Here is a 24,027-nt window from a genome sequence, read left to right as displayed (position 1 = left end):
CTGTGGGTACGAGTCCGTCCACCGGCCCTGCTCAGTGCTCCCTATACTTCCAGTTCTGCTGTACCCCACAACTCCCCAGGGCAAGACTGACGGCTTGACTGACGAATCGATTCCGCGTCCCGAGGCACGCTACGGACGGTCCCGGCTTTCGCGCAAAGCACGGCGCCGAGTCGTCATCGGGCTCGCCGCGGCGGTGCTGGCGGCGGGCATCGGCATCGCCGTCGCCGGCTACCAGCGGATCGGCACCGCCCCGGTCACCGGCACGCTGGCGGGCTACCAGGTGATCGATGACGAAACGGCCTCGGTGATCATCAGCGTGACCCGCAAAGACCCGTCCCGGGCCGTGGCGTGCATCGTGCGGGTGCGCGCCAGGGACGGCAGCGAGACCGGCCGGCGCGAGGTCCTGGTGCCTCCCGCCGACCAGGCGACGGTGCAGGTGACCACCACCCTGAAATCCGGCAAGCCGCCGATGATGGCCGACGTATATGGCTGCGGCACAGACGTACCCGCGTATCTGCGCCCGTCCTGACCGCGCGACAAACGCCGAACTGCGGCGATGCAGGTCATCAGTTGTTAGCGCGGTGGTAACATAGGTGAATGCACGGTCCTGCCTGGGACCGTGTATTGCTGCATTAGAGGCCTTCGGCACGCGGGACTTGGCAGCAACCGGGGTGGGGGAAGCCGCTTACGTCAGCAAGCGGATCAGAGGACTTACGCGACACGCGGAACGACAACACAAGGAGCGGTACGAGATGACGGACACTCAGGTGACCTGGTTGACCCAGGAATCACATGACCGGCTCAAGTCCGAGCTCGACCAGCTGATCGCGAATCGTCCGGTCATCGCCGCGGAAATCAACGATCGCCGCGAAGAGGGCGATCTGCGCGAGAACGGCGGGTACCACGCTGCGCGGGAGGAGCAGGGTCAGCAGGAGGCCCGCATCCGGCAGCTGCAGGATCTGCTCAACAACGCCAAGGTCGGCGAGGCCCCCAAGCAGTCCGGGGTCGCGCTGCCCGGCTCGGTGGTGAAGGTCTACTACAACGGCGACAAGTCGGACAGCGAGACCTTCCTGATCGCCACCCGCCAAGAAGGCGTTAACGACGGCAAACTCGAGGTCTACTCACCGAACTCTCCGCTCGGCGGTGCGCTGATTGACGCGAAGGTCGGCGAGACCCGCAGCTACAAGGTGCCCAGCGGTAACACCGTCGAGGTGACGCTGGTCAGCGCGGAGCCGTACCACTCGTAGTTCCTGCCCAGTGTGCACGGCACGACGTATCTGCGGCGTGTCGCGTCGTGAGACGCACAGTCGGCGTCAGGCCGGTGGGTCAGCCCAGCGCCTGCTCGAGGTCGGCGATCAGGTCGGCGACGTCCTCGATGCCCACCGACAGCCGCACCAGGTCGTCGGGAACTTCCAGCTGTGAGCCGGCCGTCGATGCGTGCGTCATCGCGCTGGGGTGTTCGATCAGTGACTCCACCCCGCCCAGTGACTCGGCCAGAATGAAGACTTCGGTCCTGGCGCACAACTTCTCGGCCGCCTGCCGTCCCCCGCGCATCCGCAGCGACACCATGCCGCCGAAGCCGCGCATCTGGCGCGCGGCAACCGCATGGCCGGGATGGGTGGGCAGACCCGGGTAGAGCACGGCACTCACCGCCGGCAGCTCGGCCAGGAAATGCGCTACGGCAGCGGCGTTTTCGCTGTGCCGCTGCATCCGCAGTACCAGCGTCTTGATGCCGCGGATGGTCAGGTACGCATCGAACGGCCCCGGTACCGCACCCGCGCCGTTCTGCAGGAAGGCGAACGCCTGATCCAGTTCTTCGTCGTTGGTGACCACCGCGCCGCCGACGACGTCGGAGTGGCCGCCGATGTATTTGGTGGTCGAGTGCAGCACGATATCGGCACCCAGCGTCAGCGGTTGCTGCAACGCCGGCGAGGCAAACGTGTTGTCCACCAATACTTTTGCCTTGACATCGGCACCCAGCTGGCCGATGCCGGCAATGTCGGCGACCGACAGCAGCGGGTTGGTGGGCGTCTCCACCCAGATCAACCGGGTCTGCGGGGTGATCGCCGCGCGCACCGCGTCCAGATCGGATAACGGCACCGGCGTGTACCGGACGCCCCATTGGGTGAAGACCTTGTCGATCAGCCGGAAGGTGCCGCCGTAGGCGTCGTCGGGAATGACGACATGGTCGCCGGGGCGCAGGACGGCGCGTAGCACACAATCGCTGGCGGCCATCCCGGAACTGAACGCGCGCCCGAACGCACCCTCCTCGATCGCCGCCAGGGAGGCTTCCAGCGCGGCCCGGGTCGGGTTGCCGGTGCGGGCGTACTCGAAGCCGCCGCGCAACCCACCGACCCCGTCCTGGGCGAAGGTGCTGCTGGCGTAGATCGGGGCGTTGACGGCGCCGGTCGCCGGATCGGGGCGGTAGCCCGCGTGGATCGCTTTGGTGGCCTGGCCGGTGAATCTGTGGTCGTGGTTCATCGACGGCCAGCCTAATCGCTCCTACCGGGTGGGCTCCCTCCTCAGCTTTGCAGCGGCAGACAGACCGTCGTCATGATCTTGTCCGCCAGGGTCTGGCGCTTCTTGTCCCACAACGGGAATAAGAATCCGATGTAGCAGATGATCGCGTCGACGAAGTGCGCGAGTTGACGCACCAGTGACATGGCGAATCCCAACGGAGCGCCGGAGACCTCGCTCACCACTTTGAACTTCAGGATCGACTTACCGATGCTCGATCCGGTGGTGCCCTGCTTGTAGCCGTAGTTCCACACGACGTAGGCCGCGACCAACCCATTTCCCAGCATGTTCAGGAAAGTGCCGGCCATCGAGTCGTCCGGGACGGCGATCAACAGGGCCGTGGTGATACCGACGATGATCAGCACCGGGACGTAGTCGATGAGGAATGCGAGCGCGCGGGAGACCCACGGTGTGTAGGACTCCGTCGACAACTGGCGCACGGCCGGTCCCGGCGGTGGCGGCGCGACCGCGCCGGCCGGCGGGGGTGGCGGCGGGTAGCCACCGGGCGGCGGGGGCGGGGGCGCGGACGGATAGGGCCCACCGGGCGGCTGATCGGTCATGGACAACCTTCCGATACGGAGTTTGCTGAACTAAGCCGGTTAGAGTACCGGAGCGCCGGAACCAGCGGGACCCCGCTAGCGTCGTCGCGTTCCTTCGGACAGGAAGCCCAGCAGGTCGTAGCGGGTGATCACCCCGACCGGCTTGCCCTCCTCCACCACCATCAACGCGTCCCAGTCGCGCAGCTCCTTGCCGGCCACGCTGACCAGCTCGCCGGCCCCGATCAGTCGCAACGGGGGGCTCATGTGCTCCGACACCGCGTCGGCCAGCTTGGCGCGGCCCTCGAACACCGCAGAAAGGAGTTCGCGCTCGGAGACACTGCCGGCGACTTCGCCGGCCATCACCGGCGGCTCGGCGCCCACGACCGGCATCTGCGACACCCCGTATTCGCGCAGAATCCCGATCGCGTCGCGCACCGTTTCCGACGGGTGGGTGTGCACCAGGTCGGGCAACGCACCGGACTTGCGCCGCAGCACATCTCCGACGGTGGACTCCGCCGATGACCCGTCGAGCCTGCTGCGCAGGAACCCGTAGGACGACATCCACGCGTCGTTGAAGATTTTCGCCATGTAGCCGCGCCCACCGTCGGGCAGCAGCACGACGACCAGCGCTTCGGGCCCGGCCTGCTCGGCCACCTTGAGCGCCGCGACAACGGCCATCCCGCAGGAGCCGCCGACCAGCATGGCTTCCTCGCGGGCCAGGCGCCGGGTCATGTCGAAGGAATCGGAGTCGGAGACCGCGACGATCTCGTCGGGCACCGAAGGGTCGTAGGCCGCCGGCCAGAAGTCCTCGCCCACGCCCTCGACCAGATACGGCCGGCCGGTGCCGCCGGAGTACACCGAACCCTCCGGGTCGGCGCCGATGATCCGCACCCGCCCGTTGGACACCTCCTTGAGGTAGCGACCGGCGCCGGTGATCGTGCCGCCGGTGCCGATGCCGGCGACGAAGTGCGTGATCTTGCCGTCGGTGTCGGCCCAGATCTCCGGACCCGTGCTGGCGTAGTGGCTGGCCGGGCCCTCGGGGTTGGAGTATTGGTCGGGCTTCCAGGCACCTTCGGTTTCCCGCACCAACCGGTCGGACACGCTGTAGTAGCTGTCCGGGTCCTCCGGGGGCACCGCCGTCGGGCAGACGACCACCTCGGCACCGTACGCGCGCAACACATTTCGCTTGTCCTCCCCGACTTTATCGGGGCACACGAATACGCATTTGTAACCGCGGCGCTGGGCCACCAACGCCAGGCCGACACCGGTGTTGCCCGACGTGGGTTCGACGATGGTGCCGCCCGGCCGCAGCGCGCCGCTGGCCTCGGCCGCGTCGATCATCCGCTCGGCGATCCGGTCCTTGGAGCTGCCGCCCGGGTTGAGGTATTCGACCTTCGCGGCCACGATGCCCGAACCCTCGGGGACGACGGAGTTCAGCCGAACCAGCGGAGTGCCGCCGATGAGATCACTGATGTGCTGCGCGATTCGCATACGCCTATGGTCTCAGGCGGTCCCGCGCGGTGCACTCGGGTGTCTAGCCGGTGGCCTCGCGGATGTACTCGCCGATCTGCCGCAACGAACGCTCGGCCTCCGGCAAGATCGGTCCGGCCACCTGGAAGTCGTGCACCTGGCCCGGCCAGACCCGCACCTCGGCGGGCACCCCCACCGCCGCCAGCCGCTGCGCGGCCAGCTGGGCGTCGTGCAACAGCACCTCGGAGCCGGAAACGTGGATCAGCGTCCGCGGCAAGCCGGGCTCGATGTGCTCCAACGGCTCGTAGATCTCCTCGGGCGCACCGTTCTTCTTGTTCTTGGCGGCGCAGCTAGCAACCAATTCGCCAAGCGCGTCAAATGCTCGCGGCGGGAACATCGCGTCGCACTTGATGTTCGGGTGGGCCTGCTTCTCTTCCTTTGCCAGCTGCAGCAGCGGCGAGATCGCCACCAGGGCCGCGGGCTCCTCGTCCTCCCGCAGCAGACGTTGCGCCAGGGACAGCGCGAGGTAGCCGCCGGCCGAGTCGCCGGCAAGCACAATCTGCTCGGGTTCGTACCCGAGCAGCCGCAACCACCGGTAGCCGTCGTAGCAGTCATCGAGCGCCATCCCGATCGAATGCTTGGGCATCAGCCGGTAGTTGACGACCAGAACTGGGGCGTCAGCAAACTTCGACAGCGTCTCGACCAGGCGACCGTGCGAGTTTGCTCCGCAGGTGAGAAAGGCTCCGCCGTGCAGATACAGAATCACGCGCCGGGTACCGTCGGCCGGCAAGACGCCGGTGGCCCGCACCAATTGCGCTGAGGCATTGGGCAAGTCGACTTCGGCTCGGACGGTGTTGGTGGCCGGCAGCAGTACGCGGGCGGCGTGGTCGATCAGAGCCCACGGCCAGGGAAACTGTGGAACGTAGCTGCCGACCGCCAGAAACGGACGGATCGTGACACGCGAAGCAAGCGTGGCTATTCGCGCAGAGACACTTGGACCAGACTCGACCACCTGAACGGGGGCACCGTCACTGATCGCAAACCTGCGGGCTTCAAGTCTACGAGACTTCAGCACATCGCGCGGCCGAATGTGAACCCGGGGGGAACCAGATACTTTACTGGGAGCGGTCATTGCTCACTACTTCCTACGCCGTTGTAGTCCGATAGCATGCGACGAAGACGCTGAGCAGTGACTCCAGCCAACCTCGCCAACTTAGCTTGGCAGCCGTTTACCCACTCGGCACTCGATTATTCAGTTCGATATCACTTCTGGTTCACACCGTAATCGCTTTGTTCTTCAGCTACCCACGAAATCAGCACAACCGTCCTAAACTGATTGCCGTGAGCATGCGCGTGCCACGTCGTTCGACGATCGCTCTGGCCACCGCGGGTGCACTCGCCTCGACAGGCTCGGCCTATCTGGGCGCACGCAACCTGCTGGTCGGCCAGGCCATGCATGCGCGCACGGTGATCCCCAAGTCGTGGGACATCCCGCCCCGCGCCGACGGCGTCTACACCCGCGGCGGCGGTCCCGTGCAACGCTGGCAGCGCGGCATGCCCGTGGACCTGCACCTGATGATTTTCGGCGACTCGACGGCGGCCGGGTACGGGTGCGTGACCGCAGAGGATGTTCCCGGGGTGGTGATCGCCCGCGGGCTGGCCGAGCAGACCGGGCTGCGAATCCGCCTGAGCACCAAGGCCATTGTCGGAGCCACGTCGAAAGGCCTCTGGGGTCAGGTCGATGCGATGTTCGTCGCGGGACCGCCACCCGACGCGGCGGTCATCATGCTCGGCGCGAACGACATCACCGCGCTCAACGGGGTCAGCCCGTCGGCCCAGCGACTCGGCTCCTCGGTGCGCCGGCTGCATGACCGCGGCGCCGTCGTGGTGGTGGGGACCTGTCCAGACCTGGGGGTCATCACGGCAATCCCCCAGCCGTTGCGTTCGCTGGCGCGCACCCGGGGTCTGCAACTGGCCCGCGCACAAGCCGCCGCGGTGCGCGCGGCCGGGGGTGTGCCAGTGTCGATCGCGCATCTGGTGGCGCCCAAATTCCGGGAGATGCCGGAGCTGATGTTCTCCGCCGACCAGTTCCACCCCTCGGCGGCCGGGTATGCCGTCGCGGCCGAGCAGTTGCTGGCGGCGTTGCGCAGCGCGCTCAGTGACAAGCTGGACCTGCCGCCGGTTCCGCCGCCGGTTTCAGCCGAGATCGTCACCCCGGAGGTCAGTGCCACCCGACGCGCACTGGTGTCCCGGTTCTGGCCGCGCCCGTCGGCTGCGCGTGCGGCCGAAGGTGAAGCCGTCGCCCTACCTTGACTCCGGCGCGTTGGGCCGCGGGACTAGGCTCGGCCTGCCAGATTCGAATGGCCACCGCCCACCGGAGGAGCCGACATGCCCGAAGCCGTCATCGTCTCAACTGCCCGCTCACCGATCGGCCGTGCCATGAAAGGGTCGCTGGTCGGCATGCGGCCCGACGACCTGGCCAGCCAGATGGTGCGCGCCGCACTCGACAAGGTGCCGGAGCTGAACCCACATCAGATCGACGACCTGATGCTGGGATGCGGACAGCCCGCCGGTGAGTCCGGCTTCAACATGGCGCGGGTCGTCGCCGTCCAACTCGGCTACGACTTCCTGCCCGGCACCACCGTCAACCGGTACTGCTCGTCGTCGCTGCAGACCACCCGCATGGCGTTTCACGCGATCAAGGCCGGTGAGGGTGACGCTTTCATCTCCGCCGGTGTGGAGACGGTGTCCCGCTTCGCCAAGGGCAGCGCCGACTCGTGGCCGGACACCAAGAACCCGCTGTTCGACGAGGGGCAACAGCGCACCGCCGCGGCGGCGGCCGGCGCCGACGAATGGCACGACCCGCGCGCCGACGGGAATGTGCCTGACATCTACATCGCGATGGGGCAGACCGCCGAGAACGTCGCTGCGATGACGGGCATCAGCCGCGAAGACCAGGACCACTGGGGTGTGCGCAGCCAGAACCGCGCTGAAGAAGCGATCAAGAACGGGTTCTTCGCCCGCGAGATCTCCGCGGTCACCCTGCCCGACGGCAGCACCGTCGACACCGACGACGGCCCGCGCGCCGGCACCACCTACGAGAAGATCAGCGAGCTCAAGCCGGTGTTCCGGCCCAACGGCACCGTCACCGCGGGCAATGCCTGCCCGTTGAACGACGGCGCGGCTGCGGTGATCATCACCAGCGACACCAAGGCCAAGGAGCTGGGCCTGACGCCGTTGGCGCGCATCGTGTCCACCGGCGTCAGTGGGCTCTCCCCGGAGATCATGGGGCTGGGCCCGATCGAGGCGGTCAAGAAGGCGCTGGCCCGCGCCGGCATGTCGGTCACCGACATCGACCTCTTCGAAATCAACGAGGCGTTTGCGGTGCAGGTGCTGGGGTCGGCGCGCGAGCTGGGTATCGACGAGGACAAGCTGAACGTGTCGGGCGGTGCTATCGCGTTGGGTCACCCGTTCGGCATGACCGGCGCCCGCATCACCGCGACGCTGCTCAACAATCTGCAGACGCACGACAAGACGTTCGGCGTGGAGACCATGTGCGTCGGCGGTGGGCAGGGTATGGCGATGGTGGTCGAGCGGCTGTCGTAGCTGCGCTTCGTCGGCGCTGCGCCGCCCCTCCCGCCGTTCACTCTGCGTCGGCCCACCCGGTCACTCTGCGTCCAGGGCGACAGAGTGCGAGAGCGCAGCGCCCTCAGCGCAAAGTCAACGGCGGCACCGGACAGAACACCTTCGCGGTGCGACCACAACCACGCGGCGACGGTGCGGTCGCGCAATGACGGGTCCACACGCTTGTCCAGGTAGACATTCGGCATGATCGGGCGGTAGTAAGTGCGCAGCTCGTGCCGGCTGAGTCGGCCGTCGGTGAGTGCCTCGCTGCCGATAAAGGGCTGCTGTGCGTACCACATACCCCGCATGGTGGCAGCCGGCACCGACACCGCAATTCACTCTGCGTCCAGGGCGCAAAACTGCGAGAACCCCCCGCCACCAGCGCAGAGTCACGCCCGGGGAAGCCACCCACCGCGCCGCCAGCGCAGCGTCAACGCCGCACACCCGCGGCGCCACCCGCGCGGCGCCACACGAAAGAGGGCGCACACAAAAGAGAAAGCCGGCACGCCATGGCGTGCCGGCTTTGCCCGTCCAGGGATCAATCGTTCTGCAGATAGCTCAGCAGTCGCAGGATCTCGATGTACAGCCAGACCAGGGTCACGGTCAGGCCGAGCGCGATGCCCCACGCGGCCTTCTCCGGCGCCCCTGCGCGAATCATCTGGTCGGCGGCGTCGAAGTCGATCAAGAAGCTGAAGGCCGCGATGCCGATGCAGACCAGCGAGAAGATGATCGCGATGGTGCCGCCACCCCGCAGCGGGCCCGCCGAGTGGGTGAAGAAACTCAGCACGAGGTTGCCCAGCATCAGGAAGAACACACCGAAGATCGCAGCGGTCATCATCCGAACGAACTTCGGCGTGACCCGAATAGCACCGGTCTTGTAGACGACCAACATTCCGAAGAACACGCCGAGAGTCCCCAGGATGGCCTGGCCGATGAGCGAACCCGCGTTGGCCGAGCCCACAGTGAAGTGCGCCAGCAGGAACGAGATGGCGCCCAGGAACAAACCCTCGAGGACGGCGTAGCTCAGCACGATCGCCGGGTTGTCCTGCTTGCGACCGAACGTCGCAATCAGCACCATTACCAGACCACCGATCCCGCCGACCATGGCCAGCGGCATCGCCAGGCTGTTGTTCGCCGCGACCAGGAAGTAGGAGACGACCGCGGTCGCCGACAGCGTGGCCAGCGTCAGGCCGGTCTTGGTGACGACATCGTCGATGGTCACCGGACGAGAAGTCCCCGCCTGCGGCTGGTAAGGCTGGGACGGCTGGTAGGGGGCGTATGGGTCGCCCTGGTAGCCCGGCGCGACGCCGGGGCCGAACTGCGCGTATCCGCCCTGCTGCTTCGGCAGCGAGCGGAATACCGGGTTGCTTGTCTCCCGCACCGTCGGATCCTCTCTGAAATGCTGTGGTTTCGAGCTGTGCAAACAGTTACTCAACGTTTGGCGGTCCGCGCGGGTTCCCGCGGAGCTGCTTATCGACCTGGTCCGGATGAAGGTCCGGATAACCATAAACCTTAGACCCGCGGGCACCGCCGAGCGAGTAACGATCTAGATTGCTGGTCAAACTCATGGTCACAGCGGCCAGGGGTGCTTCACGACGAGGGGAGACGTGCGCGTGACTGGCGCCGTGACTGGGGAATCCGACGAGGTCCTGACCCGCGTGGACCACAACGTCGGCTACGTCACACTGAACCGCCCGAAGGCGATCAACTCGCTCAGCCAGACGATGATCGACCTGCTGAGCACGGTCCTGACCCGGTGGGAGCGCGACGACGCGGTGCGTGCGGTGGTGCTCACCGGCGCCGGCGAGCGCGGGTTGTGCGCCGGCGGTGACGTGGTGGCGCTGTATCACTCGGCCCGCAGCGACGGCGCCGAGGCGCGGCGGTTCTGGCGCGACGAGTATCTGCTCAACGGAAAGATCGGCCGCTACGACAAGCCCTACGTCGCGGTGATGGACGGCATCGTGATGGGCGGCGGGGTCGGCGTCAGCGCCCACGCGAACACCCGGGTGGCCACCGACACCTCCAAGGTCGCGATGCCCGAGGTCGGGATCGGCTTCATCCCCGACGTCGGCGGGACCTATCTGTTGTCGCGGGCGCCCGGCAAGCTCGGCCTGCACGCCGCGCTGACCGGTGCACCGTTCGACGGTGCGGACGCCATCGCGCTGGGGTTCGCCGACCACTACGTGCCACACAGCGAACTCGATGCTTTCACCGCCGCGGTCGCCACTGAGGGCGTCGAAGGCGCGCTCGCGCACTACGCCGTCGAACCGCCACCGAGTAAGCTTGCGGCGCAACGTGAATGGATCGACGACTGCTACTCGGGCGACACCGTCGCGGACATCATCGCCGCGTTGCGCGCACACGACGCGGAGCCGGCCCACGACGCCGCGGACCTGATCGCCACCCGCTCCCCCATCGCACTGTCGGTGACCTTCGAGGCGGTACGCCGTGCCGCCGAGCTGGAAACGCTGGAAGATGTTCTGGTGCAGGATTATCGGGTGTCGTCGGCGTCGCTGCGCTCGCACGACTTCGTCGAAGGCATCCGCGCCCAACTGGTCGATAAGGACCGCAACCCGAAGTGGTCCCCGGCGCAACTGGACGAAGTCACCGCAGCCGACGTCGACGCATATTTCGCACCAGTGGACGACGATCTGACGTTCTAGGGAGGCAATCGCATGTCCTACGAAACCATCCTGGTCGAGCGTGATGAACGAGTTGGCATCATCACCCTGAACCGGCCCAAGGCCCTCAATGCGCTGAACAGCCAGGTAATGCACGAAGTCACTGATACCGCAACAGAACTAGATTCCGACGACGGCATCGGGGCGATCATCATCACCGGTTCGGCCAAGGCGTTCGCCGCGGGCGCCGACATCAAGGAGATGGCCGGACTGTCCTTCGCCGACGCGTTCGGCGCCGACTTCTTCGTCACCTGGGGCAAGTTGGCCGCGGTGCGCACCCCGACGATCGCGGCGGTGGCCGGCTACGCGCTCGGCGGCGGCTGTGAGCTGGCGATGATGTGCGATCTGCTGATCGCTGCCGACACCGCGAAATTCGGTCAGCCGGAGATCAAGCTGGGCGTGATCCCCGGTATGGGCGGCTCGCAACGGCTGACCCGGGCGATCGGCAAAGCCAAGGCGATGGACCTCATCTTGACCGGACGCACCATCGATGCCGCCGAGGCCGAACGCAGCGGACTGGTGTCGCGGGTGGTTCCCGCCGACGACCTGCTGACTGAAGCCAAAGCCGTCGCGACCACCATCTCGCAGCTGTCGCTGTCGGCCACCCGGATGGCCAAGGAAGCCGTCAACCGCGCCTTCGAGTCCACCCTGGCCGAGGGACTTCTCTACGAGCGCAGGCTGTTTCACTCGACCTTTGCCACCGACGACCAATCCGAAGGCATGGCTGCCTTCGTGGAGAAGCGCCCGCCTGACTTCACCCACCGATGAACGGTTCGGCGGCCCTGGCCACCGACGAGGAATCGGCCGACGAGCCGCGCCCTGACGACAAGGATCTGGCCCCACCCCTGGTCCACGGCCGTTGGTGGGTGCGAAATTACACCTACACCGGGACCATGCTGGGCCTGATTTTCGTGTGGTTGTCGCTGACCCCGTCGCTGCTGCCCCGCGGGCCGCTGTTCCAGGGAGTGGTCAGCGGGTCTTCGGGCGCAACCGGATACGGGTTGGGTGTGTTCACCGTGTGGCTGGTCCGCTACATGCGTTCGCAGAACACCACTCCCCCCGCGCCGCCGTGGGCGTGGCCGCCGCTGATCGTGGTCGGCGCGATCGGCGTGGTGGTGATGGCGATCCGATTCCATGTCTGGCAGGACGACGTGCGCGACATGATGGGCGTCGAGCACCTGCAGTGGTACGACTACCCGCTGACCGGCGCGCTGTCGATGGTCGTGTTGTTCACCTTTGTCGAAATCGGCAAGTTCATCCGCTGGATCGTCACTCGCCTGGTGGCACAGGTGGATCGGGTCGCCCCGTTCCGCGTTTCGGCGGCCATCGTGGTGATCGCGCTCACCGCGCTGACGATCACTGTGCTCAACGGCGTGGTGCTCAAGTTCGCGATGCGGTCCATGAACGGCTCGTTCGCCTCGCTCAACAACGAGATGGACCCCGACAGTGCACCGCCGAAGACCAGGCTGCGCTCCGGCGGTCCGGAGTCGCTGGTGTCGTGGGAGTCACTGGGCCATCAGGGCCGGATCTTCGTCCGGGGTGGACCGTCGGTGAAGAAGCTGACCGCATTCAACGGCGTTGCGGCGCTTCAGCCGATCCGGGCGTACGCCGGCCTGAAATCCGCGGCAGACATCGACGCGACCGCCCAACTGGCGGCCCAGGAGCTGCTGCGGACCGGAGGCCTGCAGCGCGCCGTCGTCGCAGTGGGCACCACCACCGGCACCGGGTGGATCAACGAGGCGGAGGCCTCGGCACTGGAATACATGTACAACGGCAACACCGCGATCGTCAGCATGCAGTACTCGTTCCTGCCGAGCTGGCTGTCGTTTCTGGTGGACAAGGAGAACGCCCGGCACGCCGGGCAGGCGTTGTTCGAGGCCGTCGACAAGCTGATCCGGCAGATGCCGGAATTCAAGCGTCCCAAGCTCGTCGTCTTCGGCGAGAGCCTGGGCTCGTTCGGCGGCGAGGCGCCGTTCATGAGCCTCAACAACGTGCTGGCCCGTACCGACGGCGCCCTGTTCAGCGGGCCGACGTTCAACAACACCATCTGGACGCAGCTGACCGCGACGCGGGACCGCGGTTCGCCGGAGTGGTTGCCGATCTTCGACGGCGGTCACAACGTCCGCTTCGTCGCGCGCCCGGAGGACTTGAACCGTCCCAGCCGGGAGTGGAGCAGACCCCGGGTGGTGTATCTGCAGCACGCCTCCGACCCGATCGCCTGGTGGACACCGGACCTGCTGTTCAACAAACCGGACTGGTTGCGCGAGAAGCGTGGCTACGACGTGTTACCCGAGACGCGGTGGATCCCGCTGGTGACGTTCCTGCAGGTGTCGGCGGACATGGCGGTTGCGGTCGACGTTCCCGACGGCCACGGCCACCGTTACGTGGCCAACTGCGCCGACGGCTGGGCCGCGGTGCTGTCGCCGCCGGGGTGGACGCCGGAAAAGACCGAACGGCTACGGCCGATGCTGAACGCCAACGCGATGCCGCTGGGCTCGGGCGACGATCAGGACGCCACCGGTTAGCGGCTGACCGGTTCCAGGTCGCCCAGCACGCCGGCGGCGCTCAGCGCGTGATAGCCGCCGATCACGTCGGTCGCGCGGTGCAGGCCCAGGTCCAGCAGCGCGGCCGCGGCCAGGCTCGAGGTGTAGCCCTCCGAACACAGGATCACCCACTGCACGTCGTCGTCGACGGCTGCGGGGAGCCGGGCGTCGCTGGTCGGGTCCAGGCGCCACTCCAGCACATTGCGTTCGATCACCAGCGCACCGGGCACCTCGCCTTCCCGGGCACGCTGAGCCTGCGGCCGGATGTCGACGAGCAACGCGCCGCCGCGAACCGCCGCGGGCACGTGTTCGGCAGGCAACCGGCGGTATCGGTCCCGGGCCGCGTCCAGCACGGCGTCGATCCGGCTCATCCCGGGCCTTCCGGCTGGTCGGTCAACTCGGTTCGATTGCGGCGCAGCGTGTTTCGCTCGGTCACCTCGTAGTAGGACATCGCCGTCAGCGGCGGCGAGTAGGCGTGCACGCTCAGGGTCGGAGCCGACGCACCGGTGCCGATGTCGACCGGTCCCTCCACCGACCTGGGCGCCCACACCACGTCGTGCACCCAGCCCAGCGGAAATCCCGCCTGGTCGCCGGCCTCGAGCCGACGGCGACGCAATTTCCTTCCGTCCCAACGGAACTCGCTGAGCGCACCGGAGAGCACCGTCAGCGCACCGAGCGAACCGCCGTGGTCGTGCAGTTCGGTGGCGTGCCCGGGAACCCAGCTGATCAACCAGATGTCGAGTTCCTCGTCACCGTGGATGCGGGCGAACCAGCGCTGCTGCTCGGGCACCCCGCCGTCGGGCAGCAGGTGGTCGCAGCGTCCGCTCAGCACGTCGTCGGCGGCCTGATCGGTGGCGTGCAACAGATCGGGCACGCGCAACCGGGTGGGCCCCGGGTAGGGGGCAGTCAGCGTCGGATAGGGCCGGGACAGGGGCTGCAGAACAGGGTGAGCCATGAGAAGAACTCCGGAGTCGAAACGGTCAGGGCAAGCGGCGGCGTCAGGGCCGACAACACTCGCAAAAACCGAACCGCTCCAACACAGGGAAAGTGTTGCATAGATTGGGTGGCGTGCGCCGATCCCGATCTCAGCTGCCCCGGCCGGACGCGACCTGCCGAACGGTCATGATTGCGGCAATTCTGCCGGTGCTGGCCGGCTGCTCGTCCGGTGACCACGGCGGCCACCCCGCTTCCACGTCGGCGCAGTCGTCGGCGGCGACGGGTTCGCTGGCACCCGGTGCGATCGGCGTCTCCCCGGCCGGTGTGACGACCCGCGTGGACGCTCCCGCCGAATCGACTGAGGAAGAGTATTTCCAGGCCTGCCATGCCGCGAAGGTGTGGATGGATGAGCGGTCGACCACCGGTGAGGCGGCCGTCGAGCCGTATCTGCAGATGGTTCAGACGGCTGCGGCCGGGGTTGCCGGCAGCTTCAACAAGCAGTGGAGCGAGTTGGGCCCTGCTCGCCAGGCCGCGGTGATCGTCGCGGCGCAGGCGGCCGCCCGCGGCGAGTGCGGCTGACGGCAGCCTTACCAATTGCGATCAGGGGTGCAAAAAACTATGGCCGGTCCCTCAGCTGCTCGCCCGCGTGCCCGCGTCGCGTTGGCACTGGGCAGCGGCGGCGCCCGCGGCTACGCCCACATCGGAGTGATCCAGGCGCTGCAGGAACGTGACTATGAGATCGCCGGGATCGCCGGTTCCTCGATGGGCGCCCTGGTCGGCGGCGTGCAGGCCGCCGGGCGGCTCGACGAACTCGCCGACTGGGCCAAGTCGCTGACCCAGCGCACCATTCTGCGGCTGCTCGACCCGTCGTTGACGGCGGCGGGGGTGTTGCGGGCCGAGAAGATTCTGGATGCGGTACGCGACATCCTCGGCCCGGTCACCATCGAGGAACTGGACGTCCCCTTCACCGCGGTGGCCACCGATCTGCTGACCGGTAAGTCGGTGTGGTTTCAGCGCGGTCCCGTCGACGAAGCCATCCGCGCGTCGATCGCCATTCCGGGGGTGATCGCACCGCACGAGCTCGACGGCCGCCTGCTCGCCGACGGCGGCATCCTCGACCCGCTGCCGATGGCACCGATCGCAGCGATCAACGCCGACCTGACGATCGCGGTCAGCCTCAACGGAAGTGAGCCGGGCGCCACCCGCGACGCGGAACCGGGGATGACGACCGAATGGATGAACCGCATGGTGCGCAGTACCACCGCGTTGTTCGACATCAGTGCCGCCAAGGCCCTGCTGGACCGGCCCACGGCCCGCGCGGTCCTCGGACGCTTCGGCGCGACCGTGCCGGAGCAGGAGCAGGAGTCGGGGTCGGACTCCGGCGCCGAAGACGACGGGGAGCTGCCCGAGCTGCCCAAGCTCGGCGGCTTCGACGTGATGAATCGGACGATAGACATCGCGCAGTCCGCACTGGCCCGGCACATTCTGGCGACCTATCCGCCGGACGTGCTGATCGAGGTGCCGCGCAGCACCTGCCGCAGTCTGGAATTCCACCGGGCCGTGGAGGTGATCGACGCGGGACGCGCGCTGGCCGACCGGGCACTGGACGACTTCGAGGACGGCGGCGACGACGAGTAGGGGCCCCTGCTCAACGACTCAGGAAGCGCGCGACCGCCCGCGCCTCGCGGCGCCCCTGCGCCCGGCCCGCCGTCGCCGACCCGACCCGGCAGCGCGGATCCAGCGGGTTGGCCCCGAACGCCGCCAGGGATTCCTCGTCGGCGAACACACTGAACGTCGTGCCTGCGAACGCCGCGATCTCGGCGGCCGGCCCGGCACCGAACGGCGACGGGGCATCCGCGGCGGCGGGCACCAGCACCACCACCTCGTCGCAGTCGGCCGCGACATCGACGTTGACCGAGCTGTTCACCCCGCCGTCCATGTAGCGTCGCCCACCGATGGTCACCGGCGGCCACGCCCCCGGCACCGCGCAGCTGGATGCCACCGCATCGACCAGGCCGACACCGGACGCGCGGTCGAAGACCACCAATTCCCCGGTGGCGGTGTCGATTGCGGTGATCCGCAGCGCGCGGTCCGGCCACTCGTGCGACGGCAGGCGCTGGGCGATGACGCCGCGTCGCACGTCCTCGGGCACGGTGTGGGTGCCCAGCGCCACCGAACCGATCCGCTGCAGGCGTTCCCGCTTCGGAATGCCCGGCTCGCGCAGGGCGTCCAGGAACAGTTCGGTGATGGATTCGATGTCGACGCCGGGGTCGATCTCGGCCGACGCCTCACCCGTCTGCCGTTCGAACAACGTGTCCAGGGTGCAACCACTGCTGAGCTGCGCGGCCACCGTCGAGCCGGCGGAGGTGCCGACCAGCACGTCGGATTCCAGCAGCAGCCGCGCCGCATCCGGCGACTCGTCGGCAATCCCACGCAGAATGCCTGTCTCCCAAGCGATTCCCGCTACTCCACCACCAGCCAGGACAAGTGCACGCATAGCTGACTACTCTGCCAGTCGCCGCTATGGGAGGTGCCGCGTGCCCGGCAGGGCGTGCTGGGCACGGAAGACCGGCTGACTCAGATCGTCTCGGCGCACCAGGTTCTTGGGCGGGTCGGGCAGCACCACCGAGCGGCTGATCTGCAGGTCGGCGTCGACGTAGACGAGTTCGCCCGGGTCGAGCAGCCGCCAGCGGGGATCGTCGTCCATCGGTTCGGTCGCGAACACCACCGCCGAGCTGTCGGTCAGCGTCTCGGATCGGGCGTGGATCCTGCTGGTGGACATGTCGAAGTCGGGTTCACCGTCGCGACGACGATCCAGCATGAACAACTGATGCGTCTGCGGGTACCGCAGTGCCCACATCTGGGTGCCCATGCACAGCAGGATGTTGACGGCATAGATCGGCACGTTGGCGGCCAACCAGCTCACCGCATCGACCAAACCCGTTGTCACGTCCCCTTTTCGGGCCCGGATGGCAGCGGTGATCAAGGCGAACACCCGCTCGGAATCGGTCTGGCCCAGCACCAGGTCATAGGTGCCGAGTTCGCGCAGCCGGTCGTCGAGGATGTCCAGACCTTCGATCATGCCGTTGTGCGCGAAAATCCTGCCGTCCTGCAGGAACGGGTGGGTATTGCGCACGTCGAGGGACCCCGTCGTCGCGTACCGGACATGCGCGATGAACGCGGTGCCGGTCAGCTCATGCGCCTCGGTGGCGAACGTCGCGTCCTGCCAGGCCGCGATCGGCTCCTTGTGCAGGTGCGGCCGGCCGCGCTCGTCGAACAGCCCGAGGCCGGTGCCGTCCGGGTTCTTGCGGCTCTGCGCAGCGAGGCTGTCGGGCGCGTCGAGCAACCAGAACGTGGCGGTGACAACTTCCGTCCCGGCGTGCAACCCGAAAAGTCGACACATGGCGGGACTCAGCCCACCAGCTCAGCGGACAGCTTCTCCAGCACCACCCGCGCGTAGCCCTTCCACATCTTGGCGAAGACCGGCAGCAGCGACGCCGCCGTCGCAGACTTGGGGTGCAGCGTCCACTGCCAGCTCACCCGCGTCCCGGTGCCCGCCGGCGTGAACGACCACTTACCGTCGATCGAGCTGACCAGCGCCGAGAGCGGGCCGGTGAGCTGGGAGAGCGTGTAGGCGAACGAGTGCGGCGGGTCCACCGCGGTCAGCTGCTCGCGTACCCGACCGCCGCCCACCATCAGAATGGTGCGGGTCTGGCCGGGCGCGTCCCAGGCGCCCGTTTGATCCCGCACTTCCCTGATCGGCGGGATCACGCCGTACCACTGCGACATCGTCTTCGGCAGCGATATCGGCATCGTCTGCGCGAACGCATCCTCGACGGAGACGGGTATTGCGCGCGACTGTTCGACGGTCACGGACCTGGCCATATCTCTCTCTTCCCGACGGCGAGCGCTCGCGGAGTCCTAGCTGTGCACTTCGGTGACGTCATACTCGCCGTCGGCGTAGCGCGACCGGATGGTCTTTTTGTCGTACTTGCCCACGCTGGTGCGCGGAACCTCCTCGACGAACGTCCACCGTTCCGGCAACCACCAGCGAACGACCTTGTCCGCCAGATACTTTCGCAGCCCGTCGGCACTGACGTCGGCCCCGTCCCGGGCGACGACGACGGCCAGCGGCCGTTCCTGCCAACGCTCATCGGGCACTCCGACGACGGCGGCCTCCACCACATCGGGATGCGCAATGAGGCAGTTCTCCAAGTCGACCGAGGAGATCCACTCGCCACCGGATTTGATGACGTCCTTGGCTCGGTCGGTCAACGTGATGAAGCCCTGTTCGTCGATGCGCCCGACGTCGCCGGTACGCAGCCAACCAGAATCGAACTTGGACTCGTCCTGCCCCCGGTAGTACGAGCCGGTGATCCACGGACCGCGAACTTCCAACTCTCCCACCGCTTCACCATCGTGCGGCAGCGCGTTGCCTTCATCGTCGACGATGCGGGTCTCCACGCCGCAGACCGGTTGACCCTGGGTCACGCGGAAGGCCCAGTGCTGATCGTCGGGGGTCTTGGGCGGCGGCCAGGCCATGGACGCCAACGGCGAGGTCTCGGTCATGCCCCACAATTGGCGGATCTGCACGTTGTGTTTGTCCTCGAAGGTGCGCATCAACGACTCCGGCACCGCCGATCCACCGCACGCCACCCGCCGCAGCGAGGACACGTCATGGTCGGGTTCGCGTTCCAGGTAATGCATGACGTCATTCCAGATCGTCGGCACCGCCCCGGCCAGGGTGGGTCGCAGGGTCTCCACGAGATGAATCAACGACGGCGCGTCCAGGTGCCGGTCGGGCAGCAGCAGATCGGCGCCGGCAGCCAGCGCCGCGTACGGCAGGCCCCAGGCGTTGGCGTGGAACATCGGCACGATGGGCAGCAGCCGGTCGCTGGCACCCACCCCGATCCCGTTGCTGGTACATGCGGCCATCGTGTGCAGGAAGCTCGAACGATGGCTGTACACAACACCTTTGGGATGGCCAGTGGTGCCGCTGGTGTAGCACATGGCGGCCGCGGAGTTTTCGTCGAGTCGCGGCCAGTCGAATTCGGCTGATTCGCCGTCGATCACGTCGCGATAGCGCAGCACCGTCTTGCCGGATTCTTCCAGCGGCGCGATGTCGCCCTCACCGACCGCGATCACGGTGTGCACGGTCTCGAGATCGCCCAGTACCGGGGCGAGCTGCTTGATCAGAGACACATCAACCAGCACCACGCGGTCCTCGGCCTCGTTGGCGACGTAGCTGAGTTGTTCGGCGAACAGTCGAATGTTCAGCGTGTGCAGCACCGCGCCCATCGACGGCACCGCGAGATAGGCCGTCAGATGTTCGGCGTTGTTCCACATGAAGGTGGCCACCCGCTCGTCACCGGTGATACCGATGCGGCGCAACGCATTTGCCAACTGGGCAGCCTGCTGGCCTACCTCGCGATAAGTGGTGCTGCGATAGCCGTCACCGGTTGCGGTGACGACCTCCCGCAGTCCGTGCACACCGCAGCCGTGCCGCATGATCGCGGTGATCGTCAGCGGAAAGTCCTGCATCGTGCTGTACATCGATGTACCGCCTCACGCGTCGCGGCTGAGCATCATGGCCTCCTGCGCGATGCTAGCGCCGAACCGTGCGACGAGGAACGCCCGCCCCGGGCGGGGCTACACCAGCGCCGGGTCGTACTGCAGCACGTCGGGGACGAACAGATCCACCGACCGCTTGCTTTCCAGGGCCGCCGGCTCGACGTCGGAGTGCAGGCTCGCCGCCAGCGGCGTCACCAGGACCACACCGGAGTAGTCGGCGATGTAGAGGTAGCGCCCGTCCCGGCTTTCGGCCACGCAGGACGGCTCGGCCGCGACGTTTACCGAGTCGATGACGTCTTGGGTGAGGGTGCAGAGGATCGTGACGCTGTCATCGCTGACCAGGTAGGCCCGGTCGCCGTCGCCACTGAGGGTGAGCCGGGTCAGGATGCCGGTGACCTCGGTGATCTTGCGGGTGCCGGTGATCTTGGTGGTGCGGGTGTCGACGACGTCGATCACCGCGAAGTCCGGGCCGGTGCTGGCGACGTATGCCAGTGACCCATTGGGACTGATCGCGACGTCGCGCACGGGCAGGCCGGTGCCGATCGTCGCGATCACGGCCGGCGCGTGCGGGTGGGCGTTCCTGCGACGCCAGCGCGAACGGCGTCCGGTTTCTTCCGGCACGCCGGTGTCCACGACCACCAACTGCCCCCCGGCCGGTCCGTTGACCCCGACATACAAGCGGGTGCCGTCGGGACTGAGCCGGACGCAGTCGGTGGTGGTGCCGGGGTCGGTGGCGATGTCGACCACCTGGATGCCGCCGGTCGCGGTGTCCAGCACGGCGATATCGGCGTTGCGGACGCCGTTGCGGCCGATGTACACGTGCTTGCCGTCTGCGCTGACCGCGAGGTCGCTGACGCTGAGCGCAACGGGGTGTGTCTCGATGACGGCGCCGGTGGTCGTGTCGAGGACCTGGATCGCGTCGTAAGCATTCGACACCGTGCTCAGGTAGGCCCGGTCGGTCGCATCGGTGGCGATGACGAAAGGTTCCTCAAGACCGGCGATGGTCTGAACCACCCGGTAGGCGGCGGTGTCGATGACCGAGACACTGTCGCCGCCGTGGTTGGTGACCAGCAGCCGGCTGCCGTCGGGGCTGACGGCGATGTCGCTGATGGGTCCGTCGCTGACCGGAATCTGGACAGCCACTGGCTCGGGAGCGGTCTCCACATCCCGTAGATCGGGGCCGTTCATCTTGCTGTCGAAAATCACGAGGCTCACCTGGCACCGCCTTCAATGTCGATCGTCGGATCTCCCGGATGTACCCCGCGCGACGTTGCACGACATTGGTAACCGGCTCACACGCACCACAACCATTCCGTGCGTTTAACCGACAATTTTAGTCGCATAATTCCGGGTAAATAGAATGTAAAACTATTGGTGTTACCCACGTCACGTCGCGCACTCAGCTTGCCCTCAGGTTCGCAAATTCGCCGACTCGGAAATTCGCTGCTCAGCAAATCGTTTTGCCGTGTTCACGCACGGTTTTACGCGCAGCGGCTAAGTTTTTACCATTATGTGTGGTAACCGTTAAATAAGAATATTCTTATTTAAGCGTCAGCAAAAAGAGGCGCATATCACAGCGCCGGTGGCCGTGTTGTCGCCCGCCCGGGCGCACCCGACTGCGTCGGGTGGTTCCGCTTCGGTGCCGGCTTGCCACGGCGCCAGAGGCCTGCGGCGGTTCAACCGACTCGGAACGAGACCTGCACCGTCTCCGTCGTGGCCGTCGGCTTGGTGGTGTCGACGATCAGGAATTCGCCGCTGTCCTGGGTGCCGTTGGGCAACACCTTGGGTTTGAGCCGAAACGGCGGAGCGTCCGAGGCGATGCCGGCCAACCCGAAGTCGCTGTCGTTGGCGATGACCAACGTGTTCCCCCCGTCGCGGGTGAACAGGCCTTCGACCTTGCTGTGACCGAAGAAGTCACCGTCACCGGACAGCGAGCGCACCAGCGCACCGAGATCGAGCTTGAGAGTCTTTGTGGCAACGGCGATTCCGACGGACTTGAGTTTGGCGACGGCGTCGGTGTCGGTGCCGGCACCGATCAGGGTCTCGATCGGCACCCGGTCGATCAACAAGCCGCCCGCGTCGGCCTGGTACGCGGCGCCGGGCACCGTGGCGCGGGGCCCGACGTCGGTGGCGGTGGCCACGTCGACGAAATAGATCTTCTTGCTGGCTTTCGGGGCGGGTTTGGAGTCACCTTCGTCGATCAGGAAGGTGGTGGCGCTCAGCGCGGTGATCTCCGACACCCCGACCTTCGACTCCCGCGGATTGGCCAGCGGATACAGATACTCGTGCACGATGCTGCGGTCGACGAGGTTGACCGTCACGATGCGGGTCACCGGGACGTCCCTGGCCGAACCCGACAGCCCCGGTGTCTGGATCGCCGACTGCATGACCCCCACCAACGTGTTGCCGTCCGGGGTGAGGGTGAGCCCCTCGAGCCCCTGATTCGGCGTGCGCAGGGACAGCTCCCGCGGCAGGGTGTCGTCGAACGGCGAAAGACGTTCCAGCTCTTTGCCGTTGGCGTCGAAATGAATGATGTAGGGGCCGTATTCCTCGGACACCCAGAAGGTGCCGTCGCGGGTGACGGCCAACCCTTCGGGATCCACGCCGTAGTCCGACGGCGGCAGTGGCACTCCGTCGAGGTCCACCAGCGACTCGCCGGTGCTCGCGTGCGGGTCGATCAGCCCCACCAGCGGGACACCGTCCGAGGCCTGCAGCGGGATGGTCCGCTGGACCGTCGCGACGCCGGCGGAAAGCTTGAGCCTGACGATCTGGGGGTGATAGTCGGGCAGCGGCAACACCTTCTCGCCGGGGCCACGCCCGTCGACGTTGGGTCCGCGGTCGGTGAGTCCGTAGATCTCGTCGGCGCTGCCCGGCACCGCGGCGATGCTGGACCCGTGCGCACTGGCCTTGATCGTCACGCCGCCCATCGTGGCCAGCGGCAGTTGATCTTCGGCGTAGACCTGCACCGCGCGGCTGACGGTGACATCGAGGTGGTCGGTCCCGGTGAAGCCGCGATCCGGCGCGTACACCATGCTCCCGTTGTCGCCGTAGCTGATCTTGCCGTGGGCGGGTTTACCGAACGCGACGGGCGTGGCGCCGCCGGTAGCCGCCAGCATGCGGCCCGGTGCGATGGTCAGCGGCTGTCCCGCGGCCGTGCGGAATTCGGATTTTGCGGTCGACGGTGACCCATGCGAGGAACAGGCCACGACGGTGGCCAGCACCGTCGCGAGCACGATCGACGTTCTCACGCTGTCTGCCATTCGCTGTGCATAGCAAGCCAAGTTGACGCCGCGGTGTACGCAGGCCGGCGTCGCTAGCCCCTCTTGTCCCGCACCTTGTAGGTCGAGGGCCACGACTTTCGGGATTCGTCGCCGGTCAGCGGGGTGCCCATGCCGCCGACCTTGACGGCGTAGGCCTCCTTACCCGGACCCACCTCCCGGTTGGCGTGCTCCTGGGCCAGGAAGTAGAGCTCGTCGATGGTGGCTTCGTCATACGCCACGAACGACGTCTCCCGGGCGACGTCGTCGATCCCGGCGAGCATCCGTTCCGGCAGGAAGCGCGAGATCAAGGCGGCCAACCCCAGCAGCGAGAACGGGATCACCCAGTAGAAGACGAACGACAGCGGGGTCCTGGTGTCCAGGATCGTCGCGTCACCCTCCACGATCGGCGGGATCGCCGATGACACCGTCATGCCGGCGAAGGCAGCGACCCAGACCCAGGTCAGGATGCCGGTGATGCGCCGGAACAGCTCGGTGTTGACGACGTCGGGGGGCTGCTCGGCGGCGGCGAACTCGCGCACGAACGGTTTCCCGATCAGCACACCGGTCAGCGCCACCAGGAAGATCCCGACGTTGCTCAGCGGCTGGATCCAGCGCGTCATGAACGCGTCGCTGACCGCCAGGGTCAACACCGTGAGCGCCACAAAGATTGTGACAGCACCGATTTCGAGCGTCTGCCCGGATTTGCCGGAGGCCCGCCCGACCGCGAACACCGCGACCGCCATCAGCAGCGCGACCGACACGGCGGTGATGAATGGGACGTTACCGACCAGGATCCAGTAGACGATCCACGGCGCAAAGCCATAAAGCATGCCCACGAGGGGTCAGTGTATGGCTGGGCCGGATGCCGTGGCGGCGGGGGCGGCAC

At 67.1% G+C, this 24,027-nt stretch carries 22 protein-coding genes and 2 pseudogenes; 9 read left to right on the top strand and 15 right to left on the bottom strand.

Features of this window, described 5'->3' with window-relative positions; genetic code table 11:
* Positions 1-94 precede the first annotated feature (94 nt).
* A complete protein-coding gene (locus ACZYZ9_RS24725) occupies positions 95-529 on the top strand; it encodes a DUF4307 domain-containing protein (protein WP_463828809.1) in 435 nt (144 codons plus the stop codon).
* Positions 530-752: 223 nt separating this feature from the next.
* Positions 753-1,247 (top strand): transcription elongation factor GreA, encoded by a 495-nt coding sequence (greA, locus tag ACZYZ9_RS24720; RefSeq protein ID WP_463828808.1) that lies wholly within the window; start codon positions 753-755, stop codon positions 1,245-1,247.
* Between the two features lie 79 nt (positions 1,248-1,326).
* Here greA and ACZYZ9_RS24715 read toward each other — a convergent pair whose 3' ends face one another.
* The 4 genes and pseudogenes from ACZYZ9_RS24715 to ACZYZ9_RS24700 all read right to left on the bottom strand — a co-directional run bounded on the left by ACZYZ9_RS24715 (position 1,327) and on the right by ACZYZ9_RS24700 (position 5,658).
* A complete protein-coding gene (locus ACZYZ9_RS24715; protein ID WP_463828807.1) occupies positions 1,327-2,481 on the bottom strand; it encodes a cystathionine gamma-synthase in 1,155 nt (384 codons plus the stop codon).
* Between the two features lie 41 nt (positions 2,482-2,522).
* A pseudogene (locus ACZYZ9_RS24710) lies at positions 2,523-3,038 on the bottom strand (RDD family protein); the annotation flags it as partial.
* A 114-nt stretch (positions 3,039-3,152) separates the two neighbouring features.
* A complete protein-coding gene (locus tag ACZYZ9_RS24705; protein WP_463828806.1) occupies positions 3,153-4,547 on the bottom strand; it encodes a cystathionine beta-synthase in 1,395 nt (464 codons plus the stop codon).
* 43 nt (positions 4,548-4,590) lie between these two features.
* Positions 4,591-5,658, bottom strand: coding sequence for an alpha/beta hydrolase (locus ACZYZ9_RS24700; protein WP_463828805.1), 1,068 nt, complete (start codon positions 5,656-5,658; stop codon positions 4,591-4,593).
* Between the two features lie 221 nt (positions 5,659-5,879).
* Here ACZYZ9_RS24700 and ACZYZ9_RS24695 point away from each other — a divergent pair, with 221 nt between their 5' ends.
* Positions 5,880-6,839: an SGNH/GDSL hydrolase family protein gene (locus ACZYZ9_RS24695; protein WP_463828819.1), complete on the top strand. Its 960-nt coding sequence runs from the start codon at positions 5,880-5,882 to the stop codon at positions 6,837-6,839.
* A gap of 75 nt (positions 6,840-6,914) precedes the next feature.
* Positions 6,915-8,132 (top strand): acetyl-CoA C-acetyltransferase, encoded by a 1,218-nt coding sequence (locus ACZYZ9_RS24690; protein ID WP_463828804.1) that lies wholly within the window; start codon positions 6,915-6,917, stop codon positions 8,130-8,132.
* 119 nt (positions 8,133-8,251) lie between these two features.
* Here the strand turns inward: ACZYZ9_RS24690 and ACZYZ9_RS24685 are convergent.
* Together ACZYZ9_RS24685 and ACZYZ9_RS24680 are read right to left on the bottom strand one after the other, a co-directional pair.
* Positions 8,252-8,449: pseudogene (locus ACZYZ9_RS24685) on the bottom strand (hypothetical protein); the annotation flags it as partial.
* Positions 8,450-8,688: 239 nt separating this feature from the next.
* Complete coding sequence (locus ACZYZ9_RS24680) at positions 8,689-9,531, bottom strand: Bax inhibitor-1/YccA family protein (protein ID WP_463828803.1); 843 nt, start codon at positions 9,529-9,531, stop codon at positions 8,689-8,691.
* A gap of 244 nt (positions 9,532-9,775) precedes the next feature.
* On the opposite strand from ACZYZ9_RS24680, the gene ACZYZ9_RS24675 reads away from it, so the two are divergent.
* Genes ACZYZ9_RS24675 through ACZYZ9_RS24665 form a run of 3 tightly spaced genes read left to right on the top strand, consistent with a single transcriptional unit; the run spans position 9,776 to position 13,356 of the window.
* Complete coding sequence (locus ACZYZ9_RS24675) at positions 9,776-10,813, top strand: enoyl-CoA hydratase/isomerase family protein (RefSeq protein WP_463828818.1); 1,038 nt, start codon at positions 9,776-9,778, stop codon at positions 10,811-10,813.
* 12 nt (positions 10,814-10,825) lie between these two features.
* Entirely contained in the window at positions 10,826-11,599 is a 774-nt protein-coding gene (locus tag ACZYZ9_RS24670) for an enoyl-CoA hydratase (RefSeq protein WP_463828802.1), read from the top strand.
* On the top strand, positions 11,596-13,356 hold the full coding sequence (locus ACZYZ9_RS24665) for an alpha/beta hydrolase (RefSeq protein ID WP_463828801.1): 1,761 nt from the start codon (positions 11,596-11,598) through the stop codon (positions 13,354-13,356). The genes ACZYZ9_RS24670 and ACZYZ9_RS24665 overlap by 4 nt, the downstream gene beginning before the upstream one ends.
* Here the strand turns inward: ACZYZ9_RS24665 and ACZYZ9_RS24660 are convergent.
* Together ACZYZ9_RS24660 and ACZYZ9_RS24655 are read right to left on the bottom strand one after the other, a co-directional pair.
* Positions 13,353-13,745 (bottom strand): rhodanese-like domain-containing protein, encoded by a 393-nt coding sequence (locus ACZYZ9_RS24660; RefSeq protein ID WP_463828800.1) that lies wholly within the window; start codon positions 13,743-13,745, stop codon positions 13,353-13,355. The two genes, ACZYZ9_RS24665 and ACZYZ9_RS24660, sit on opposite strands and share 4 nt — an antisense overlap.
* Positions 13,742-14,329 (bottom strand): cysteine dioxygenase, encoded by a 588-nt coding sequence (locus tag ACZYZ9_RS24655; RefSeq protein ID WP_463828799.1) that lies wholly within the window; start codon positions 14,327-14,329, stop codon positions 13,742-13,744. Before ACZYZ9_RS24655 ends, ACZYZ9_RS24660 begins: the two co-directional genes overlap by 4 nt.
* A 167-nt stretch (positions 14,330-14,496) precedes the next feature.
* Between ACZYZ9_RS24655 and lpqV the strand changes: the two genes are divergently transcribed.
* The gene (lpqV, locus tag ACZYZ9_RS24650) at positions 14,497-14,889 is read left to right on the top strand and encodes a lipoprotein LpqV (protein WP_463828798.1); all 393 of its coding nucleotides are present in this window, start codon (positions 14,497-14,499) and stop codon (positions 14,887-14,889) included.
* A 39-nt stretch (positions 14,890-14,928) separates the two neighbouring features.
* Positions 14,929-15,948: a patatin family protein gene (locus tag ACZYZ9_RS24645; RefSeq protein WP_463828797.1), complete on the top strand. Its 1,020-nt coding sequence runs from the start codon at positions 14,929-14,931 to the stop codon at positions 15,946-15,948.
* Between the two features lie 10 nt (positions 15,949-15,958).
* Here the strand turns inward: ACZYZ9_RS24645 and ACZYZ9_RS24640 are convergent, their stop codons facing one another.
* The 7 genes from ACZYZ9_RS24640 to ACZYZ9_RS24610 all read right to left on the bottom strand — a co-directional run bounded on the left by ACZYZ9_RS24640 (position 15,959) and on the right by ACZYZ9_RS24610 (position 23,977).
* Positions 15,959-16,807: a patatin-like phospholipase family protein gene (locus tag ACZYZ9_RS24640; RefSeq protein WP_463828796.1), complete on the bottom strand. Its 849-nt coding sequence runs from the start codon at positions 16,805-16,807 to the stop codon at positions 15,959-15,961.
* A 24-nt stretch (positions 16,808-16,831) separates the two neighbouring features.
* On the bottom strand, positions 16,832-17,713 hold the full coding sequence (locus ACZYZ9_RS24635; protein WP_463828795.1) for a class II glutamine amidotransferase: 882 nt from the start codon (positions 17,711-17,713) through the stop codon (positions 16,832-16,834).
* An 8-nt stretch (positions 17,714-17,721) separates the two neighbouring features.
* Complete coding sequence (locus tag ACZYZ9_RS24630; RefSeq protein WP_463828794.1) at positions 17,722-18,195, bottom strand: SRPBCC family protein; 474 nt, start codon at positions 18,193-18,195, stop codon at positions 17,722-17,724.
* A 36-nt stretch (positions 18,196-18,231) separates the two neighbouring features.
* Entirely contained in the window at positions 18,232-19,863 is a 1,632-nt protein-coding gene (locus ACZYZ9_RS24625) for a long-chain fatty acid--CoA ligase (RefSeq protein ID WP_463828793.1), read from the bottom strand.
* A 96-nt stretch (positions 19,864-19,959) separates the two neighbouring features.
* Positions 19,960-21,069 carry a YncE family protein gene (locus ACZYZ9_RS24620; RefSeq protein WP_463828817.1) on the bottom strand — a complete coding sequence of 370 codons (1,110 nt, stop codon included), beginning with the start codon at positions 21,067-21,069 and terminating at the stop codon, positions 19,960-19,962.
* Between the two features lie 488 nt (positions 21,070-21,557).
* Entirely contained in the window at positions 21,558-23,141 is a 1,584-nt protein-coding gene (locus ACZYZ9_RS24615) for an esterase-like activity of phytase family protein (RefSeq protein WP_463828792.1), read from the bottom strand.
* A 53-nt stretch (positions 23,142-23,194) separates the two neighbouring features.
* Positions 23,195-23,977: a hypothetical protein gene (locus tag ACZYZ9_RS24610; protein ID WP_463828791.1), complete on the bottom strand. Its 783-nt coding sequence runs from the start codon at positions 23,975-23,977 to the stop codon at positions 23,195-23,197.
* Positions 23,978-24,027: the final 50 nt, after the last annotated feature.

This window comes from Mycobacterium sp. IDUB_28 (genome assembly GCF_055419285.1).
The sequence above is the reverse complement of the archived record's forward strand: the minus strand, read 5'-3'. Positions and strand labels throughout refer to the sequence as shown.

Excerpts from the sequence above, each read along its gene's own strand:
- ACZYZ9_RS24670 (WP_463828802.1), top strand. The coding sequence starts at position 10,826 with ATGTCCTACGAAACCATCCTGGTCGAGCGTGATGAACGAGTTGGCATC.
- ACZYZ9_RS24625 (WP_463828793.1), bottom strand. The coding sequence starts at position 19,863 with ATGTACAGCACGATGCAGGACTTTCCGCTGACGATCACCGCGATCATG.
- ACZYZ9_RS24705 (WP_463828806.1), bottom strand. The coding sequence starts at position 4,547 with ATGCGAATCGCGCAGCACATCAGTGATCTCATCGGCGGCACTCCGCTG.
- ACZYZ9_RS24640 (WP_463828796.1), bottom strand. The coding sequence starts at position 16,807 with ATGCGTGCACTTGTCCTGGCTGGTGGTGGAGTAGCGGGAATCGCTTGG.
- lpqV (WP_463828798.1), top strand. The coding sequence starts at position 14,497 with ATGATTGCGGCAATTCTGCCGGTGCTGGCCGGCTGCTCGTCCGGTGAC.
- greA (WP_463828808.1), top strand. The coding sequence starts at position 753 with ATGACGGACACTCAGGTGACCTGGTTGACCCAGGAATCACATGACCGG.
- ACZYZ9_RS24655 (WP_463828799.1), bottom strand. The coding sequence starts at position 14,329 with ATGGCTCACCCTGTTCTGCAGCCCCTGTCCCGGCCCTATCCGACGCTG.
- ACZYZ9_RS24660 (WP_463828800.1), bottom strand. The coding sequence starts at position 13,745 with ATGAGCCGGATCGACGCCGTGCTGGACGCGGCCCGGGACCGATACCGC.
- ACZYZ9_RS24665 (WP_463828801.1), top strand. The coding sequence starts at position 11,596 with ATGAACGGTTCGGCGGCCCTGGCCACCGACGAGGAATCGGCCGACGAG.
- ACZYZ9_RS24630 (WP_463828794.1), bottom strand. The coding sequence starts at position 18,195 with ATGGCCAGGTCCGTGACCGTCGAACAGTCGCGCGCAATACCCGTCTCC.
- ACZYZ9_RS24715 (WP_463828807.1), bottom strand. The coding sequence starts at position 2,481 with ATGAACCACGACCACAGATTCACCGGCCAGGCCACCAAAGCGATCCAC.
- ACZYZ9_RS24690 (WP_463828804.1), top strand. The coding sequence starts at position 6,915 with ATGCCCGAAGCCGTCATCGTCTCAACTGCCCGCTCACCGATCGGCCGT.
- ACZYZ9_RS24615 (WP_463828792.1), bottom strand. The coding sequence starts at position 23,141 with ATGGCAGACAGCGTGAGAACGTCGATCGTGCTCGCGACGGTGCTGGCC.
- ACZYZ9_RS24620 (WP_463828817.1), bottom strand. The coding sequence starts at position 21,069 with ATGAACGGCCCCGATCTACGGGATGTGGAGACCGCTCCCGAGCCAGTG.
- ACZYZ9_RS24700 (WP_463828805.1), bottom strand. The coding sequence starts at position 5,658 with ATGACCGCTCCCAGTAAAGTATCTGGTTCCCCCCGGGTTCACATTCGG.
- ACZYZ9_RS24645 (WP_463828797.1), top strand. The coding sequence starts at position 14,929 with ATGGCCGGTCCCTCAGCTGCTCGCCCGCGTGCCCGCGTCGCGTTGGCA.
- ACZYZ9_RS24635 (WP_463828795.1), bottom strand. The coding sequence starts at position 17,713 with ATGTGTCGACTTTTCGGGTTGCACGCCGGGACGGAAGTTGTCACCGCC.